Source organism: Catenulispora pinisilvae (assembly GCF_015356865.1).
Lineage (GTDB): Bacteria > Actinomycetota > Actinomycetes > Streptomycetales > Catenulisporaceae > Catenulispora > Catenulispora pinisilvae.
The window spans coordinates 1-17,746 of sequence record NZ_JAAFZA010000112.1 but is presented as its reverse complement, the minus strand read 5'-3'; the positions used below and the strand labels follow the sequence as shown (position 1 = coordinate 17,746).

The following is a 17,746-nucleotide window of genomic DNA, read 5'->3' as shown; positions in this document are numbered from 1 at the left end:
CGGGGCCGCCGTATCGGTGGGAGGCTAAAGCGTACCGAACGCGATCAAGGGGCGGTTACGCGTGTGTCGCATGGTATCGCACCCAACGAGCGGTAATCCGGCGAAACATCCCGATTATGATGTCGCGTTCTGATACAACGCCTGGACGGCCGAGCCGAAATAGGCGCTGTAGGACACGTCCGGACTATCCCCGCCCTGCTCGTACCCGCCTATCACGCCGACCACGGTGCCCTTCTCGCCGCTGGAGTCCACCTTCGTCAGGAACGGCGCGCCCGAGGTGCCGTCCGGATAGCCGCGACAGTCCCACTCGGTCTGGGTCGAGCTGAACTCCACCGCCGGCGCCGTGCACGTGATCGGCGTGTCCGAGCCCTGCGGGTAGGCCGGCACCGTCACCGACATCCCGAAGCCCTGGTCGAAGGCGATCTGGTCGGCGCCGGTCACCGACTCCAGCGAGGCCCCGGAGGGGGACGGCGCCACCTGCAAGAAGGCCACGTCCTGGTCGGGATCGTTGTTGTCCTGCCAGTCCTGCGAGACCACGACCTTGGTCACCGCCCAGGAGCCGTAGGGCATCTGGCCGTCGTGGAAGCCGGGCGCGAAAGCGACGTCCGACTTGGGACCGTCGCTGTAGACGCAGTGCGCGGCCGTGATGACCAGGTTCCCGGCGGCGCTGTGCACGACCGAGGCGCTACAGAAGTGGCTGGAGACGCCGGTGTCCGTCTTGTACAGGACGCCGGCCACGGCGGTCCCGCCGAACGGCGTCCCGCTCGGCGAACCGGTGGGCTTGGCGGGCGAGTCGACCGTGGACCCGGGAGCGGCGGCCGCGGGAGCGGCGACGCTCAGGGCCTGGGTGATCGTGGGCTCCGGGGTGACACTGGCGGGCGCGGCAGCCGTCGTGCGGGGCGGCGCGAGCGAGGGCGGGGGCGCGGCGGCCGCCTCGTTGACGCCCCGCGCCGAGGGCGACGTCGAAGGGCTGCCGGCCGCGACCGGGGTCACGACGGGGGCCGCGGTGTGGTCGGCGGTCGCCGCCCCGGCCGACGGCGGTCTGCTGAACGCGACGCCGAGCATCCCGGCGATCACCAGGATCCCGGCCGCCCCGGCGGCGAACGCCGCCCGGCGGGCCCGCGCGCGCTTGCGGTTCCGCGCCCGCTGCCGCATCCGCGCGACCCTCGAATGCCGGTCGGGCACCTCGGGCATCTCCATCGGCGTCACCCTCCGCTCACTTCCGACCCGTCAGCCGGCCGCACTCCAGGTCCTGCGTCCGCCTGCCACTGTGCACCAGGACAGGTCAACACGAGATCAAGACCGCCGCCGGGCGCCGGGTCCGGTCCGAACAGCGAACCTCCGCGACCTGAGCAGGCCGTGAAGGACCGCGCCGGACGGAAAGCGATCCGCCGACCAGGTGAGGTCGGCGGATCGCCGCGCGCCGGGTGCCGTGTTCCACGTGATCACGTATGCCCGCCCGGCTCGGAGTTAAGCCATGGCGAACAGCAGGCGCAGGTCGCAGGCCCGTGGCGTCACCACACCCGGAGTACCCGGTCGGTGCCGAAGGTCGGCGAGGTGGCGTCGGCCGGCACCTTGCCCAGCGGCTCGTCGATCTCCCCGACCGTCGGGCCGACCGCCGCGGCGAGCGCGTCGAGCGCCGCCAGATCGAACCCGTAGACCCGCGCCGCGTTGCCGCCGAGGATCGCCGTGATCTCCTCGTGCGGCAGGCCCGCGAAGGAGTTGCGCAGCGCCTCGCGCGAGTACGGGAACGTGCCCTCGTCGTGCGGGTAGTCGCCGCCCCACATCAGCTTCTCCAGGCCGATGGCGTGCCGCAGCGGCACCTCATCGGGCCGCATGAAGGAGGCGCCGAGATAGAAGTTCTGCTTCCAGTACTCCCTCGGGGCCAGGCCCACCGCCTCGGCGATCCCGGCGCCGAACCGGCTCTCGGCGGTGATCGCGCCGGCGTCGTCCATCGCCGAGCTCATCCGCCGCACCAGCGCGCGGTGGTAGTAGTCGAGCAATTCCAGGACCCCGGGCACCCAGCCGGAGCCCTGCTCGGTGAGCACGAACTTCAGGCCGGGGTGCCGCTTGAAGGCGCCGCCGTAGATCAGGTGCCACATCGCCCGGTGCGCGAACCAGGTGATCTCCACCATGTAGCAGGCGCGGGAGGCCGGCTCCTGGCCGATGTCCGGGGACGCCGAGCCGGCGTGGTGGTTGATCGGCATGTCGAGCTCTTCGCAGACCGCCCACAGGGGTTCGTAGACGTCGGAGTAGAGCTGCGGGACCGACGTCCCCGGCGGGGTCCCGGGCAGCAGGACGCCGCCGAACAGGCCGTGCTCCCGGGCCCAGCGGACCTCGTCGACCGCGTCGTCCATGTTCCCGAGCAGGACCTGGCAGGTGCCGGCGCGGCGGCCGGGCGCCTGCGAGCAGAAGTCGGCCATCCAGCGGTTGTGGGCGCGCAGGCCGGCCCAGCGCAGTTCGTACTCCTCGGCGGATGGCTGCTGCGCGCCGAGCGACATGCTCGGGTAGAAGGGCGGAATGGTGTTGGGGAACAGCACTTCGGCGACGATGCCGTCGCGTTCCAGGTCGGCCAGGCGGCGGGCGGAGTCCCAGTTGCGGGCGGCGTCGCCGTGCAGGAGGTCTTCGTAGGGATTGACGAACGTGGCGGCCCACGCATCGAACTCGGCGTGGTACTTGGACTCCAGGTACGGCCGGTAGTCCAGCAGGTCGGCTCCGGCATGGCCGTCGGCGGAGATGACGGTGTACTTCGCGTCGGCCTCAGCGGGCCCGCTCATCACGACACCTCTCTTCCGACGCCGTCGGTCCGGTGGCCGCCGAGGGCGGCGCCGTAGCCGATGACCGGGAAGTCGTGGCCGGTCAGCCAGTGCCGGCCGACCTCGCGGGCGGCGGCCCAGCCGGCTTCCTCCTCGCCGGTCTGCCCGAGATCGCCGGGCCGCAGGTTGACGCGCTCGGCGACCGGCCGGAGCTTTTCGACGTCGAACCCGTACACCTCGGCGGCGGCCAGGCCGATCATCCGCCGGGTCTCCTCGATCGGAATGTCGTGGAAGGTGGTCCGCAGCCACTTCCGGGTGTTCGGCCAGGTCCCCTCCGGATGCGGGAAGTCGTTGCCCCACAACATGTTGTCGACGCCGATCTCGTACCGGTGCGCCAGCTCGCGGCGCTTGGTGTTGGACGCGCCGATGAAGCAGTTGCGGTCGAAGTACTCGCTCGGCGGCCGCTTCACCTCCTCGAACGGCGTCAGCTTGGCGGCGGCGTGGGCCCCGAGGAACAGCCGGTCCATGAACCACAGCAGGTTCGGCGCCCACCAGCAGCCGGCCTCGGTGACGCCGAACTTCAGCCCGGGGAAGCGCTCGAAGACACCGGACCAGATCAGGAACCAGATCGGCCGGGCCGGCCACCACGTCACCTCGGAGACGTAGATGCCCAGGTGGTCGCCGTACTCGTCGCGCGGCGCCACCCCGGAGTGGGTCACGACCGGCATCTGGAGCTCTTGGCAGACCGCCCAGACCGGGTCGTAGCGCCGGTCGTGGTAGGGCGCCTTGTCCTCCCACATCGCCGGGATCATCACCGCGCCGAGGCCGGACTCCCTGGCCCGGCGGATCTCGGCGACCGCGGCGTCCACGTCGCCGGTGATCGGCACCAGCGCCACGCCGCGGCGGCGCTCCGGCGAGTGCGAGCACAGTTCGGCCAGCCAGCGGTTGTGCGCGCGGGCACCGACCAGCGCCAGCTCCTGGTCCAGGCCGCCGGAGAAGGTCAGGCCGACGCCGAAGGGCGCGGCGGTGGTGGACTCGACGGCGTCGGCGTCCGGGAAGATGACCTCGGCGGTGACCCCGTCGGCGTCGAGTTCCTTGTCGCGCTGCGCCGAATCCCAGCCGCCGCGCAGGCCCTCTTCGTGTTCGGCGAACCAGCTGCGCGCGAACTCGGGGTTGCGGACGCCGAGCTTGGTCGCGGCCTCGATGCGCGCGCTCTGCTCGGCCAGGAAGTCGTCGAAGGCCGGGTGGTACTCGGTCTCGATGTAGGCGCGGTACTGCTCGGTCGGCAGCCCGGCGTGGCAGTCGGAGGAGATGACGACGTAGGGGTTGTTGTCGAACTCTGTCATGGGTTTTCGCCCCCTCAATCCAGGATGAACTTCTCGAGATAGCCGGGGTTCGCGCGCTCCAGCATCGACTGCGAGCGCCGTCGGATCATGTCGTCGGAACTGCCGCCCCTCGGCAGGATCCAGAAGGAGCCGGTCCGGATCCCTTCCAGGGCGTGCACCGCGACCTCTTCGGGTTCGGTCATCTTCGCTTCCCGTCCGGCGTCCTTCATCGCCTGCTCCCAGCCTTCGAGCGTGGGGTAGGGCGTCTGGCGCGGCTTGGACTTCGCGTAACGCTCGGGACGGTTGCGGTAGCTCTCCCACAGGCCGGTGCGGACCATGTGCGGGCCGGGGAAGAGCACCGAGGCGCCGATCTGGGAGTCGGCCTGCTTCAGTTGCGCGTACAGCGCCTCGGTCATCGTGACGATCGAGGCTTTCGTCACGGCGTAGACGCTGGCCGTGGGCAGCGGCGCGATCCCGCCGTCCGGGGAGCTGGTGTTGACGACGTGGCCGGGGGTGTTCTGGGCGATCATGCGCGGCAGGAAGGCCTGGATGCCGTGGAAGACGCCCCAGACGTTGACCGCGAAGGCCCACTGCCAGTCGGTGCGCTCGTGCCGCCACATCGGGCCCTCGGCGCCGGAGCCGACGCCGGCGTTGTTGCACAGGACGTCGACGCTGGGGAAGGCGGCGAAAGCCTTGTCGGCCAAGGCTTCCACGGAGTCGGGCAGGGAGACGTCGGTGACCACGCCGAGGGCCTTCGCGCCCTGGGCTGCTTGCTGCGCCACCTCGGCGACAGCCTTGTCCAGCGCCGGTTCCTCGACGTCGGCGAGCACCACGTTCATGCCCTCGGCGCCGAACAGCCGCGCCATCGCCAGCCCGATGCCGCTGGCCGCGCCGGTGACCACGGCGGTCTTGCCGGGCAGGTCAGTCAGCATCGGGCGCCTCCGGTACCTCGACCGAGTCATGGACTTGGGCCGGGTCGTCGTAGCGCTGGTGGACGTAGGGCAGGATCTCCTTCGGATCCAGCCGGGCCACGACCTCGCCGCGCTGGTCGGAGGTCTTCTCGCCGAAGGTGATCTCGACCAGCCGGCGCACCGGGAGGTCGGCGATCGGGTCGAGCGCGGACTCGCGCAGGATCACCTCGCCTTCGACGGCGCTCAGGGACCTGGTCTTCTCGTTGCGGACGCAGCGCACGAGCAGCGGGTCGGCGTCGAAGCCGGAGCCGTCGACGGCCGGCAGGAACTTGAGATACCAGTCCACTTTGACGTAGGGCGCGGGCGGTTCGAGGGCGGCGGCGATCCGGCCGCGGACCTCGGCGAAGGTGACGCCGTGCCGGGTGACCGTGCCGACCACCCGGTCGCCGTCCCGCTCCACGGCGACCTCGGCCAGCTTCTTCGGCTCGCCGAACACCTCGCGGCCGCCGATCAGCGAGCGTTCGGTGGTCATCGGCATGACCAGGCTGTACCAGCCTTCTTCGGCGCCGTGCGCGCAGGCGACCGAGATAGCGGCGGCGCCCAGCGGGGAGCCGAAGATGTCGACAGTGTTGATCGTGGCGCGCACGTACGGCTTGGCGGTGGGCTTCAGCGGCGGTGGCAGCACCTGGGCCAGGGCGTCGGGATCGGTCTCCCAGACGGCGTGCACTCCGGTGGACCACAGGTCCGGGAGCTTCGAGGCGGATTCGCGGGCGGCGGCGACGGCCTCTAGGTCGCGTGGGCCATAACGCACTTTCGGCATGTCTGACTCCTGTCTGACTCCTCGTCATCAGCCTTCTGTAACACTGTTACACCAGGGATCGTGAAGGGTAAAGAGCCATCGGGGGCGAGAGGATGGGGACCGTGACTCAGGAATCGGCGAAACCTCCGCGCGCGCCGGCGGTGACCCGGCGCGCCGTGCTGGACGCCGCGACCCGGCTGATCGAGCAGCAGGGCGTCGCGGGGTTGTCGATGCGCAAACTGGCGGCTGAGCTGGGGGTCGCGGTCACGTCGATCTACTGGCACGTCGGCAACCGCGAGGCGCTGCTCGACGAACTGGTGCAGGAGATGGTGCACGGGCTGGACACGCTGCCGGCCCGCGGGACGACGCCGACGGCGCGCGTGCTGTCCCTGGCGCTGGAACTGCGCCGGGTGCTGCGCGGGCATCCGCACCTGATCGGGCTGGTCAACGAGCGCGGGCTGACCCCGGCGATGTTCCTGCCCTCGCAGCGGGCGCTGGTGGCCGAGATCTCGGCGGCCGGGCTGCGCGGGGTGCGGGCCGCCGAGACGGTGCGGGCGCTCCAGTACCACGTGATCGGCTTCATCCTCGTCGAGCGGCACACCGACCGGTCGCCGGAGCAGCATCCGTCGGCCGAGGAGCTGTGGCTGGCCGAGCCCTCCTCGGACGGCGATCTGGCCGAGGCGCTGGCCACGCCGGTGGACGCCGACCGGCTGTTCGCCCGCTCGACCGAGGCGCTGGTCCGGTCACTGCTGGCGGATCAGTAGCCTGCGATGGATCAGTAGCCTGCGATCCGCCTCCGGCCTACCCTTGGTCGCCATGACAGTCGAGGAGATCGTCGGACCGGCGAGGCACATGGTGTTCCACTCGCCGATGACCGAGGAGCGCGGGAACCGGATCGCCGCGGAACTGGCCGCCACCGGCCCGGCGCTGGTCGCCGACTACGCGTGCGGCTGGGGCGAACTGATGCTGCGGATCCTGGCGCTGGCGCCGTCCGCGCGGGGCTTCGGGGTGGACATGTCGGGACGGGATCTGGCGCGGGGCCGCGCCAACGCCGCGGCGCGTGGGCTCGCCGACCGAGTGGAGTTCGTCGAGGACCGAGCCGACTACCAGACGCGCCCCGCGGACGTGGTGATCAACTGCGGGGCCTGGCAGGTCTTCGGCAAAACCGTGACGCGGTCGCTGGAGGTGTTGCGACCGCTGGTGAATCCCGGCGGCCGGCTGTTCTTCGGCGTCGAGCACTGGGAGAGCGTGCCGCCGCCGGAGCGGCTGGCCGCGATGTGGCCCGGCACCACGGCCGATCGCTACCCGCTGCTCGCGGACATCGCCGACCGCGCGGTCGAGGCCGGATTCCGTCCGATCCGCATCGAAACCTCAACGCGCTCGGAATGGGACGACTACGAATCGCTGGAGACCGCCGACGCGGAAGAGTGGCTGCTGGCCAATCCGGACCATCCGGACACCGAGGCGGTGCGTGACCGACTAGACAACAAGCGAAGCATCTGGCTGCGCGGCCACCGCGACTACTTCGGATTCTCCATGCTCACGCTAGGTGTCCCGGCTTAGTACGGGCCTTGTCCGGAACCTGATGCCAGCCAGGCATTGTGGCCGACGGGCTGACGCGGGCCCGACGATCGCATAACGTTCTGCCGTGCCTTCACCGCTCCATGAGTACCCGAGGGGTCCTCGCCTGTCCCTGCGCGAGTTCCGCGCCGACGACCTTCTGGCCTGGCAGCGCATCGCCGGCGACCCCCGGGTCGCCGCGCACACCCCCTGGCCTGCGCTGTCCACCCCGGACACCGCCGGAGCCTGGCTGTCCGAAAGCGCGCGCATGGCGCAACTCCAGCCCCGCCGCAGCTTCTACCTGGCGATCGAGCAGTACGACACGCTGATCGGCTCGGCCACCCTGGACATCCTCAGCTTCCCGCACCGCCAAGGCGAGATAGGCGTCTACCTCCGCCCCGACCGCTGGGCCGAAGGCCTCGGCACGGAGACCGCACGCCTCCTGCTGGAACTGGCCTTCTCCCGCCTGGAACTGCACCGCGTCCAGACCACCGTGGACCCCCGCAACACCCCGGGCATGCGCGTCGCGGAGCACGTGAAGATGCGCCCCGAAGGCGTACTCCTGGACCGCTTCCTGGTCGGCGGCCAGTGGCAGGACCGCGCCATGTACGCGATCACCATGCCCGAATGGCGCGGCGGCCGAGGCGGAGCACACGCCGCGGCCGGGGCGCAGCCGGCGGCCGAGGCTGGAGCCGGTGGTGCTGCTGGTGGCGATGGTGCCGGTGGTGGCACTGAGGCCGGCAGTGCCGATGGGGCGGGCGGCATATCCTTCGAAGGCGGCCCCGAGGAACCGTTGTTGGGCGTCCCGATGCCACCGCCCCAGGCCGAGGAGCCGCTGGTCGGCGAGACCGTGAGCGAGGCCGAGGCGAGGTACGCCGAGGCACCCGAGAGCGGCGAGGCCGGCGAGGTCAACGAGCCGCGGATGTTGACGGCGCAGATCGTCAGGGAGCAGATAGAGGTCGTGCACATCCTGCCGCGGGAGCCGTAGGGCTCAGCAGGTCAGGGTTCTGCGAACATACCGGGTGCCGCAGCGGCTTCGGCCGCTCCGCCAGTGCCCGGACGGTGAGGATGTCAGCGCGCTCCTGTTCGGAACCCGCATCCGCACCGGCTCCGACCAGCAGACCCCGCGCCTCGCCCGCGCGATTCCGGGCCAGCCGGATCAGGCCGAGCGCGCAGCGGGCGACGGAGTTGGAGCGGTCCTTGGCATACGCGTATTCGGCGAGCGCCGCGATCTCCGCCACCTTCTCCAGTTCAGTCGCCCGCCACCCAGCGTTGGCGCCTTAGTCGCCGACGAGCGCGTCGCCGTCCGCGGTGGCCTACATGGGCTAGCGATCGACTAGCGCGCGGCGGCGCCGGGTAGTGCGGGTGTCGGCGGGAGACTCCGCCGCGTCCCACCGCTGAGACCCGGGAGTCGGAAATGGCCGTGTGTGAGGTTTGTGGCAACGACTACTACATGTCGTTCGACGTCGTCGCGGCAGGCGTGCGGCACACCTTCGACTCGTTCGAGTGCGCGATCCATCGGATGGCGCCGACGTGTGAGCACTGCCGGTGCCGGATCGTCGGGCACGGGGTGGAGGCCGACGGGAAGTTCTACTGCTGTGCGCACTGCGCGACGGCGGCCGGCGCGAACGGCATCGCCGACCACGTCGACAAGGCTGCGCACCCGGGGCACGCCAAGCCGGTCGGCGTGGGCTGACCCGGCCGGTCAGCCGGCGGGTTCACCGGCATCGCCTTCGGGCTTCGCCGTCCCGAAGTCCTCAGCGCTCATGAGATCGGTCTCGTGCGCCCACTGCGCCCAGCCCGCCAGCGCCTCGTTTATCCGGATCCCCGCCTCCAGCGCGATCCGCATCGCCCGCGTCTGGGTGCTCGTCCCCCATTCGCCGCGGTCCTTGGTCTCGGCGTAGCCGCGCAGCGCCGCTGCCGTGTCGGCGAAGAACGCCTGCTCGGACCTCAGGTGGGCCTTCAGATCCTCGGGGTCCATGAGCCAGAAGAAGTACGCGCGGAACAGCGTCTCCATCCGGAACGTGTGGTCGACCTCCACCTCGGCCAGCCAGCGGCGCACCTCGGCCAGGCCCTCGTCGGTGATCCGGTATGCCTTGCGGCGGCGCGGGCCGGTGCTCTCGACCTCGATCAGGCCGGCGGCCTCCAGGCGCGTCAGCTCCGAGTAGATCTGCGGGTGCTGCGCCGGCCACACCGAGCCGAGGGCCTCGGAGAAGCGGCGGGCGAGGTCGTAGCCGCTGGCCGGGCCTTCGGCGAGCAGGCCGAGCAGGCCGTGGCGCAGCGACATCGGGGGATCCTCCTGGCGGCGGGTGGGGTGGCCCTCCATCTTGACACATCGGCAGTGACATGTAGACGATGACGTGTAGACGACGACATGTAAGTACAGACATGTTGCGTTGAACGTATGGGGAGGGACTGTCATGGAGGCTGCCGAGATACGCGCGGTGCTGGTCACCGGGGCGGGCGGCGGAGTGGGCCGGGCCACCACACAGGCGCTGGCCGAGCACGGATTCCGCGTCTACGCCGCGGTACACGAGTCGGGCACGGAGTTCCTGGAGCACCCTGATGTCCGGGTTCTCCGCATGGACGTCACCGATCCCGCCAGCGTGGCCGGCGCCATGGCCCAGGTCCTGGCCGACGGCTGCGCCGCCCTGCACGGGATCGTCAACAACGCCGCGATCATCGTGCAGGGCCCGCTGGAGCTGGTCACCCCGCAGGACCTGCACCACCAGTTCGACGTCAACGTCTTCGGCGCCGTCGCGGTCACGCAGGCCTTCCTGCCGTTGCTGCGCGCCGGCCGCGGACGGCTGGTCAACATCACAGCCGCCACCGCGCGGCTCGCCGGGCCGTTCTTCGGACCGATCTCGGCCAGCAAGGCCGCGTTGCAGTCGCTGTCCGACGCGCAGCGCCTGGAGCTCGCGCACTGGGGCCTGCCGGTCGTCGTGATCGAGCCGGGGTTCCTGGATACCGCGATCTTCGCCAAGTCGGCACAGGCGACGGCGAAGGCGTCCGCGGCCCTGACACCTGCCGAGCGGGCTCTCTACGAGGTGCAGCTCCGCACGGTCGACGCCGCGCTGGCCAAGTCCAAACCCGCCTCGCCGGCGATCGTGGCCGACGCCGTGCTCAAGGCCCTGACCGCTCGCCGGCCCAAGCCTCGCTACACCGTCGGGCCCGACACCCGCATGCTCGGGCTGCTGGCACGGCTGCCGCTACGGACGCGGGACCGGCTGATCGCGGGAGTCATGGGCCTGAACAAGATCCCCGCGGCGCGATGAGCGGGAGACAGGAGTTTGCTCCGAGCAACCCGGCGAGCGGGAACCGGGAGCCTGCTCCGAGCAACCCGGCGAGCGGGAACCGGGAGCAGCCCGCACGCACCGTCGTGCTCGTCGGCGCCACCTCCGGAATCGGCCGGGCCTGCGCGCTCCAGCTCGCGAGCGCCGGCCACCGGCTGATCCTCGTGGGCCGGGATCGGCGGCGTGGCGCGAGCCTGCTGGAGCGCATCGGCGGCCAGCCGTCGCAGGCGGTGTTCGTCGCCGCGGACGTCTCGACGCGCGCCGGGATCGAGGCGGTCGCCGCCCGCGTCGAAGACCAGACCGACACCGTCGACACACTGGTCAACAACGCAGGCGTGATGCTCCCCCGACGGACGCTGACCGAGGAGGGCATGGAGCTCAACTTCGCCGTCCACCACCTGGCCCCCTTCACCATGACCGGCCTGCTGCTGCCGCTGCTGGCACGCGGAGCCGGCCGCGTCGTCAACACCAACTCCGAAGGGCACCGCGCCCCGCTGTTCGGCGGCGGCGATGCCCGCCTGGACTTCGACGACCTGCAATCAGCGCACGGATACAGCCCCTACCTGGCCTACAGCCGCTCCAAGCTCGCGAATCTGCTGTTCACGGCCGAGTTCCACCGGCGGCACCCCGGCTTCGAGATGGTCGCGGTGCATCCGGGCATGGTCCGCACCAGGCTGGTCCGCTCGATGCACAGCCCGGCCTTCTGGCTGGCCAGCACGGCGACACGCTGGATGCTGACGTCCCCGGCCAAAGGAGGACGGCCGCTCACCGAACTGGCGACGGCCTCGACGGTCCGAAACGGCGCGTACTACAACGGGGAACGCCCCGCCACGCCCTCGCCGCACGCGGGGAGCCGCCCGGATGCCGAGCGACTGTGGCAGACCACTGAGGAACTGCGCGGTGCGTTCGCTGCCATATAGCAGCCATATGCCATATAGCAGCCATATAGGAGCCCGCCCTAAAGGCCCCGCGCCGCCGTCCCCAGCCGCCGCGCCGCCTCGGCCAGGCGCCCCGGCGCGAGACCGGCGTAGCCGAGCACCAGGCCGGGCGGGCCGGGCGCGAAGCGCAACGGTGCCAGGGGCTGGATCCGTACGCCATGCGCCTCCGCAGCCGCGGTCAGCGCGTCCTCGTCGCTCCCCTCGGGCAGGTCCACCAGCGCGTGCAGGCCGGCCGCCACCCCGCGCACCTTCCACTGCGGCAGCTCCGCGCTCAGCGCCGTCACCAGCGCGTCGCGGCGGGCGCGGTAGCGGCGGCGGACGGTGCGCAGGTGGCGGTCATAGGCTCCGGTGCCGATCAGGTGCGCCATGGCCAGGTGGTCGATGACCGAGCCGCCCAGGTCGCTGTGCAGGCGGATCTCGCGCAGGCGGGTGGCCAGGTGCGGTGGGGCGACGGCCCAGCCCAGGCGGAGGGCCGGGGCCAGGGACTTGCTCGTCGTGCCCAGGTACAGCACCCGGTCCGGGGCCATGCCCTGGAGACAGCCGACCGGCTCGCGGTCGTAGCGGAACTCGGCGTCGTAGTCGTCTTCGAGGATCGTGCCGTCGACGGCGCGGGCCCAGGCGATCAGCTCCGCGCGGCGGGCCGGGGCCAGGACCACGCCGGTCGGGTACTGGTGCGCGGGACCGGCGAACACGACCGTGGCGTCCGTGCGCCGCAGCTCGGACACCACCAGCCCGGCCTCGTCCACCGGCACACCGACCAGAGTCATCCCGGATGCCACGAGCAGCCGGCGCGGGCGGTCCGCCGAGGGGTCCTCGACCGCCAGGACCCGGTGTCCGAGTTCGTACAGGGCCTGCAAGCCGAGCGCCAGGCCGTGCGCGGAGCCGTTGATCGCGACCACGCGGTCGGGCGTGGCGTCGGCGGCGCGCACCCGCCGCAGGTAGCCCGCGATCTCCTCGCGGAAGCGCGCGACGCCGCCGGGGTCGCCGTAGCCGAGCTCGGCGTGGGGCAGGTCGCTGAGCACGCGACGCTGAGCCGCCACCCAAGCGGTACGCGGGAACGCCCCGAGGTCCGGCCGCCCCGGCGTCAGGTCGAACTCCGGCTCGGCCTCGGCCGGGTCCGGACGCGTCAGCGCGCGCCCCTCCCCCACCGCGTGGCCGCTCGCCACCCACGTGCCGGCCCCGGTCCGGCTCAGCACGTAGCCTTCGGCCACGAGCTGCTGGTACGCCTCGACCACGATCCCCCGCGACAGCCGCAGCTCGGCCGCCAGCTGACGGCTCGGCGGCAGCACGGTCCCGCCGGCGATCCGCCCGGCCCGGATGCCGTCGCGCAGGCCGACGACCAGCTGCTCGACCAGGCGGCCGGCCGCGCGGTCCACGGTCACCAGGATCTCGGCCATCAGATTGGTCCCCTTTTCCTGGCGGTGATTGGTTCTTACTCGCGGACCAATCGGATCCTAGCCTCACAGAATGTCCACGACTACCGACTCAGTCGGAAGCGCCGCGGCTTCCGGAGCCGCGGCTTCCGGAGGCACAGCTTCCGAAGCCGCAGATCCCGAAGCCGCAGCAAGCACCACCGCCGAAGCCCCGGCCCGACACGACCAGCGTGACCGGCGCGACCAGGGCGACCGGCGCGGCCAAGGCGACCAGCACGACCGCCGAACCCAGCCCACCCAGACCAGCCACACCACCCGCCACATCCTCCAAGGCGCCCTGGCCATGTCCATCCTCGGAGCCTCGACCGCGGTCAGCGCCCACCTCACCCGCTACCCGGTCCTCGGCGGCCAGGCTCTGCGCTACACCCTCGCCGCCGCGGTATTCGCGGTCATCGTCCGGCGCGGCGACCTTCCGCGCATCCGCCCGACCGCGCGCGAATGGCTCCAGCTGGTCCTGCTCTCGGCGACCGGCCTGGTCTTGTTCAACGTCTTCGTGCTGGCCGCACTCCGCCACACCGACGCCGCCACCCTCGGCAGCGTCGTCGCCTGCTCCCCGCTGGTCCTGGCGGTCGCCGGGCCCCTCGTCGCCAGGACCGGCAAGCGGCTGCGCACGGGCCCGGTGATCGGCGCCGCGGTACTGGTGGTCGCCGGTAGCGCGATGGTGCAGGGCTTCGGGCCCGGCAGCGCGGCCGGGATCGTCTTCGCCGTCCTGACGCTGGTCTGCGAGGCACTGTTCTCGCTGCTCGCGGTGCCGCTGCTGCCGAAGTTCGGCGCTCTGCGGGTCTCGGCCCACGTCACCGCGATCGCCGTCCCGATCCTGCTGGTCACCGGGCTGGCCACGGACGGCACCGGCATGCTGCGCGTGCCGACCCTCGCCGAGACCGCCGCGCTGCTGTACCTCGCGCTCCCGCTGACCGTCTTCGCCTTCCTCCTGTGGTACCGCGCGCTCAGTGGCCTCGGGCCGCAGCGCGCCGGGCTCCTGATCGGCACCGTGCCGGTCGCGGCCTGCGCGGCCAGCGCCGCGCTGGGGGTCGGGACGCCGGGGCCGGCGCAGCTCGCGGGGGTCGCGGTCGTGGTGGTCGGCATCGTCTTCGGGCTGGTCAAGAGTTGAGTGCGACCTGCCGTCGGAGCGCTTAACAGCGTCGGGTAGCGTCAGGCTGTGTCTCGGTACCGGTTCGTCTTCTCCTGGCGCTGGATCCGCCTGCATGTCCTGATCTGGCTGATCCTCCTCCCCTCCTTCTACGGCTTGGGGATGTGGCAGCGGAGCCGCTACCACGAGCGCAGCGCGGAGAACTCGGTCATCAAGACCGCGATGAACGCGGCGCCGGTGCCGATCGAGGGCGCGGACGCGGTCGGCGCCGCGGTCCCCAAGTCCGAGCGGTGGAAGCAGCTGACCCTGGTCGGGACCTTCGATCCCGCCCACCAGTTCCTGGCCCGCAACCACCAGAACGGCGGCAACCCGGGCTTCTACGTGATCACCCCCCTGACCCTCGGCGACGGCACCTCCGTCCTGGTCAACCGGGGCTGGGTCCCCACGGTCAGCACCGACGAGCAGCAGTCGCCGCCGATCCCAGCCGCACCGGCCGGGACGGTCACCGTCACCGGCCGCCTCCAGCAGTCCGAAACCAAGGGCAACACCGGGATCCGGGACGTCACCGCCGGCCTGCCGACCGGGCAGATCAGCCTGATCAACACCGCTTCGCTGGCCGTCAAGACCGGCTTGCAGCTACGCGGCGGCTACACCGAAGTGATCAGCATGAAGCCGGTCGACTCCTCGCAGATCACGCCGGTCGACGCGCCCTCGCTGGACGAGGGCCCGTACCTGTCCTACTGGTTCCAGTGGTGGCTGTTCGGGGTGATCGCGATCGGCGGCTGGATCACGATCATCCGGCGGGAGGCCCAGCACCGGGACCGTGAGGCCGCGGAGGCGGCCGAAGAGGACGAGTACGACGACGAGTACGAAGAAGACGAAGAGTACGAAGAAGAGGACGACGACACCGAGGCCGAGACCGGCCTGGACCTGGACCTGGAACGCGAGCCCGAAACGGCCGTCGCGTCGACGGCCGCCACCGGCGCGGCGTCGGGAACCGCTACCGCGCCAGCGCCCTGAGCACGTCCGCGAGCTCCTGCGTCGGCACGAACCGGATGCCGTCCTCGACGCGGCGTGAGCCCTGCCGGTAGAGCACCCCGTCCCGCCACCAGAACAGCTGGTCGCTGACCGGGCCCGGCCCGGTCTCGAACTGCCGCCGGGCCAGCCGCAACATGCCCTCGGCGGCCGGGACCGCCTCCGGGCCGCGGACCGGATGCGCCGCGAACAGTCCGCGGTTCGGTATCACCACCAGAGCGCCGTTGCTGTCCACGGACACGTAGTCGGGCAGCCAGAAGGAGTGGGTCGGGGCGTAGCCGGTGCCGCCGCGCACCACGGTGATGCTGACGCCCTCGGCCTCCAACGACCGGGTCTCCAGCAGGCCCTCGCGCCGGACGTTCTCCCGCGCGGTCCGGTACGCCTCGCGGGCGGTCACCTTCCACCGGGCCAGGTCCCCGTACGCGACCGGCCCCTCCTCGGGCCGATACCAGCGCAGGCCGGCCCCCAGCGGGTCGCGCAGCGGCGAGGGCGGCACCAGTTCCAGCACCTCGACCAGGCCGTCGGCGCAGAACCGGTGCTCTATACCGGCCAGCGCCGCGGAGTCGGCGTCTTCGCCGCCGAACAGGCGGGCGCGGATCCGGCCGCGCACCGAGGCCCACTCCGAGTCGTGGTCGCCGGTGAGCGAGACGGAGCTGGCATAGAAGCCCGAGGGGTCGACCCGGGTGAGGACCAGTTCCTCGACCATCTCCGGCCAGTCGGCCTTCTCGGCCACTTCCATCCGGCGCTTGAGGGCGGCCAGCGGCCAGCGGCCCCGGTGCGGGCCGTAGACCTCGATCAGCCCCTCCTCCACGATCGACCAGGCGCACCCGCGCCGGCGCAGCTCCACATCGAGCAGGCCCACCATCGCCACCGCTACCGGGTCCCCTTCCGGCCAGCTCCTGCGAGCCTCGGCGGCATGGCGTCCGTTCGTTCCCACCTGCGGATCCCCCCAAGAGAGAGTCGTCGTACCCGGATTGCAGAGCAGCCCCCGGCTACCCGCGATCGCTCCCCGCACTCAACATTTTGACGAAAGCCCGACGCCTTCGGTTGCCGAACCGTACCGATCTAGTCCCCGCCTAGTCCTTTCGGCGTATAAGCGCCACGTATCCCTTCGGGGTCTCTCATCCAGTGGACCATCCGACGACCATCGGACAGGGTAATGCCACGCGGTGCTTTCGTCTGCCTCCAATGGGTGACAAGCGACCCGAAAGCGTGACGTCTGCTGTTTCGACCGCGTTGGGCGATACGTGCCCCAGATCCAGCCGCGGACCGAACTGTCGGACGTCCAGGATGTCCACAGCGCAGTTCTGCTGGGGGTCCCCGCCCCACGCCGCGACCCCGCCGCCACGGTCCCCGGCAGCAGCACCTTGACACGCCTGCGCCGCACCGGCCATCAGGACCCGATGGTCACCGACCGCGCCTGGGAGCGCATCAGCGCCCTGCTCCCCGAACGCCCCCGCCGCCGCCGCAACCCCGGCCGCAAGCCCCTGGACGACCGCGCGGTACTGAACGGCATCCTCGTGGTACTGGGCCGCCGCATCGGCTTCGAGAAGCTGCCCCAGGAACTGGAGTACGGCAGCGGAATGACATGCTGGCGCCGCCTGCGCGACTGGCAGCGCGCCGGCATCTGGCCGGACATCGCCCGGGTCCTGCGCGAGGAGATCCCCGAGGCCCGACGCATCGACTTCGACCGGGTGATCGACACCGGCGAGGCCAAAGCGGAGGACGGCGAGACCCGGGTGGCGCGCCGGCCACGCTCCACGACGTTGATCCGGCAGCCCTCACCGGTGGCGATGGAGTTCGGGTTCACGGCACTGCGGAAGAGCCGATAGGGGCGCCTGGGCCCCGGTCTGCTTTGACTCTGGGCCAGCGGCGGTTATGTCGGCGCTGCCAGATATACCTATATAAGGGGCGAATGCCTCCTAACAAAATGCCGGGCACCAGCGCCACCACCGGTCGACAAGCCGCCAGCGGAGGCTCGGCTCCTGCGCCGCCGGCAGCCGGCTCGGCAGCCGGGCGATACTGCGCTCCAAAAAGACACCAACGAACTCCACCGGCCACGCCGCGGGCCCATAGCCGCAGCCCAAGTCCACGTGGTGGATCTCCACCTCCCGCCATCGGGCCGCGATCCCCTCCCGCACCGTGCGACGAAACCGCAGCGTCACCGTCTCCAGCTCCCACGCCTGCTCCGGCAACGTCGCCCACCGTTGCTCAAGCGCCGCCATCGACGCCACGAGCCCGGCAACGATGCTCTCGGCGTCAGCGGTCACGCCCTGTTCGATCTCCCGTGCCCGGCCCTGCTCGCCCCCGGGATACTGCTCAACACTCTCGCCCCGAAGCGCGGCATCGATCATCCGCAGTTGGGCGTCGGCGTTCCGCGCCAGATGCACCACCACATGCGCACGCGACCAGCCGGGCAGCGGCGACGCATCGCGCAGCTCCGACCCGTCGAGCCCCGACACAGTCGCCAGCAGGCGCGCATTGGAATCCCGGACCTGATCCAGCTCCGCCCCAAGAGACGTCACAGAACACCGATATCACGGCGTCCGCAGAACATCAGCACCGATGCCGACACCGGTGCCGGCACCAGCACCACCCCCCACCAT

General features: G+C 71.3%; 19 protein-coding genes. 9 read left to right on the top strand and 10 right to left on the bottom strand.

Annotation, left to right across the window (positions count from 1 at the left end; all coding sequences use genetic code 11):
* Positions 1-114: 114 nt before the first annotated feature.
* The 5 genes from IZR01_RS27405 to IZR01_RS27385 all read right to left on the bottom strand — a co-directional run bounded on the left by IZR01_RS27405 (position 115) and on the right by IZR01_RS27385 (position 5,812).
* Positions 115-1,200, bottom strand: a complete 1,086-nt coding sequence (locus tag IZR01_RS27405) for a trypsin-like serine peptidase (RefSeq protein ID WP_194925523.1) — start codon at positions 1,198-1,200, stop codon at positions 115-117.
* Between the two features lie 314 nt (positions 1,201-1,514).
* Entirely contained in the window at positions 1,515-2,777 is a 1,263-nt protein-coding gene (locus IZR01_RS27400; protein ID WP_194925522.1) for an amidohydrolase family protein, read from the bottom strand.
* A complete protein-coding gene (locus IZR01_RS27395; RefSeq protein ID WP_194925521.1) occupies positions 2,777-4,102 on the bottom strand; it encodes an amidohydrolase family protein in 1,326 nt (441 codons plus the stop codon). The genes IZR01_RS27400 and IZR01_RS27395 overlap by 1 nt, the downstream gene beginning before the upstream one ends.
* A gap of 14 nt (positions 4,103-4,116) precedes the next feature.
* Complete coding sequence (locus IZR01_RS27390) at positions 4,117-5,013, bottom strand: SDR family NAD(P)-dependent oxidoreductase (protein WP_194925520.1); 897 nt, start codon at positions 5,011-5,013, stop codon at positions 4,117-4,119.
* On the bottom strand, positions 5,003-5,812 hold the full coding sequence (locus IZR01_RS27385) for an acetoacetate decarboxylase family protein (RefSeq protein WP_194925519.1): 810 nt from the start codon (positions 5,810-5,812) through the stop codon (positions 5,003-5,005). Before IZR01_RS27385 ends, IZR01_RS27390 begins: the two co-directional genes overlap by 11 nt.
* 101 nt (positions 5,813-5,913) lie before the next feature.
* Between IZR01_RS27385 and IZR01_RS27380 the strand changes: the two genes are divergently transcribed.
* The 3 genes from IZR01_RS27380 (at position 5,914) to IZR01_RS27370 (ending at position 8,339) form a co-directional block, all read left to right on the top strand.
* Entirely contained in the window at positions 5,914-6,555 is a 642-nt protein-coding gene (locus tag IZR01_RS27380) for a TetR/AcrR family transcriptional regulator (RefSeq protein ID WP_323747111.1), read from the top strand.
* 52 nt (positions 6,556-6,607) lie between these two features.
* Positions 6,608-7,354 (top strand): SAM-dependent methyltransferase, encoded by a 747-nt coding sequence (locus tag IZR01_RS27375; RefSeq protein ID WP_194895963.1) that lies wholly within the window; start codon positions 6,608-6,610, stop codon positions 7,352-7,354.
* 85 nt (positions 7,355-7,439) lie between these two features.
* Entirely contained in the window at positions 7,440-8,339 is a 900-nt protein-coding gene (locus IZR01_RS27370) for a GNAT family N-acetyltransferase (RefSeq protein WP_194925518.1), read from the top strand.
* On the opposite strand, the gene IZR01_RS27365 is transcribed toward IZR01_RS27370, so the two are convergent.
* Positions 8,293-8,592, bottom strand: coding sequence for a hypothetical protein (locus tag IZR01_RS27365; protein WP_194925517.1), 300 nt, complete (start codon positions 8,590-8,592; stop codon positions 8,293-8,295). The two genes, IZR01_RS27370 and IZR01_RS27365, sit on opposite strands and share 47 nt — an antisense overlap.
* Before the next feature lie 176 nt (positions 8,593-8,768).
* Between IZR01_RS27365 and IZR01_RS27360 the strand changes: the two genes are divergently transcribed.
* Positions 8,769-9,047 (top strand): metallothionein, encoded by a 279-nt coding sequence (locus tag IZR01_RS27360; protein WP_194895965.1) that lies wholly within the window; start codon positions 8,769-8,771, stop codon positions 9,045-9,047.
* A 9-nt stretch (positions 9,048-9,056) separates the two neighbouring features.
* On the opposite strand, the gene IZR01_RS27355 is transcribed toward IZR01_RS27360, so the two are convergent.
* Positions 9,057-9,638 (bottom strand): PadR family transcriptional regulator, encoded by a 582-nt coding sequence (locus tag IZR01_RS27355; protein WP_194925516.1) that lies wholly within the window; start codon positions 9,636-9,638, stop codon positions 9,057-9,059.
* Between the two features lie 133 nt (positions 9,639-9,771).
* On the opposite strand from IZR01_RS27355, the gene IZR01_RS27350 reads away from it, so the two are divergent.
* On the top strand, positions 9,772-10,626 hold the full coding sequence (locus IZR01_RS27350) for an SDR family NAD(P)-dependent oxidoreductase (protein WP_194895967.1): 855 nt from the start codon (positions 9,772-9,774) through the stop codon (positions 10,624-10,626).
* On the top strand, positions 10,623-11,564 hold the full coding sequence (locus IZR01_RS27345; protein ID WP_194925515.1) for an SDR family NAD(P)-dependent oxidoreductase: 942 nt from the start codon (positions 10,623-10,625) through the stop codon (positions 11,562-11,564). The genes IZR01_RS27350 and IZR01_RS27345 overlap by 4 nt, the downstream gene beginning before the upstream one ends.
* 38 nt (positions 11,565-11,602) lie before the next feature.
* On the opposite strand, the gene pdxR is transcribed toward IZR01_RS27345, so the two are convergent.
* Positions 11,603-12,979 (bottom strand): MocR-like pyridoxine biosynthesis transcription factor PdxR, encoded by a 1,377-nt coding sequence (gene pdxR / locus IZR01_RS27340; RefSeq protein ID WP_194895969.1) that lies wholly within the window; start codon positions 12,977-12,979, stop codon positions 11,603-11,605.
* 70 nt (positions 12,980-13,049) lie between these two features.
* Between pdxR and IZR01_RS27335 the strand changes: the two genes are divergently transcribed.
* Both IZR01_RS27335 and IZR01_RS27330 read left to right on the top strand, forming a co-directional pair.
* Positions 13,050-14,126 carry a DMT family transporter gene (locus IZR01_RS27335; protein ID WP_228560335.1) on the top strand — a complete coding sequence of 359 codons (1,077 nt, stop codon included), beginning with the start codon at positions 13,050-13,052 and terminating at the stop codon, positions 14,124-14,126.
* Between the two features lie 48 nt (positions 14,127-14,174).
* Entirely contained in the window at positions 14,175-15,125 is a 951-nt protein-coding gene (locus tag IZR01_RS27330) for an SURF1 family cytochrome oxidase biogenesis protein (protein WP_194895970.1), read from the top strand.
* Here the strand turns inward: IZR01_RS27330 and IZR01_RS27325 are convergent.
* Positions 15,106-16,077 (bottom strand): hypothetical protein, encoded by a 972-nt coding sequence (locus tag IZR01_RS27325; RefSeq protein ID WP_194895971.1) that lies wholly within the window; start codon positions 16,075-16,077, stop codon positions 15,106-15,108. The two genes, IZR01_RS27330 and IZR01_RS27325, sit on opposite strands and share 20 nt — an antisense overlap.
* Before the next feature lie 310 nt (positions 16,078-16,387).
* Between IZR01_RS27325 and IZR01_RS27320 the strand changes: the two genes are divergently transcribed.
* Positions 16,388-16,972, top strand: a complete 585-nt coding sequence (locus IZR01_RS27320) for a transposase (RefSeq protein ID WP_194895972.1) — start codon at positions 16,388-16,390, stop codon at positions 16,970-16,972.
* A 90-nt stretch (positions 16,973-17,062) separates the two neighbouring features.
* On the opposite strand, the gene IZR01_RS27315 is transcribed toward IZR01_RS27320, so the two are convergent.
* Positions 17,063-17,665, bottom strand: coding sequence for a maleylpyruvate isomerase N-terminal domain-containing protein (locus IZR01_RS27315; protein ID WP_194925514.1), 603 nt, complete (start codon positions 17,663-17,665; stop codon positions 17,063-17,065).
* Positions 17,666-17,746 lie beyond the last annotated feature (81 nt).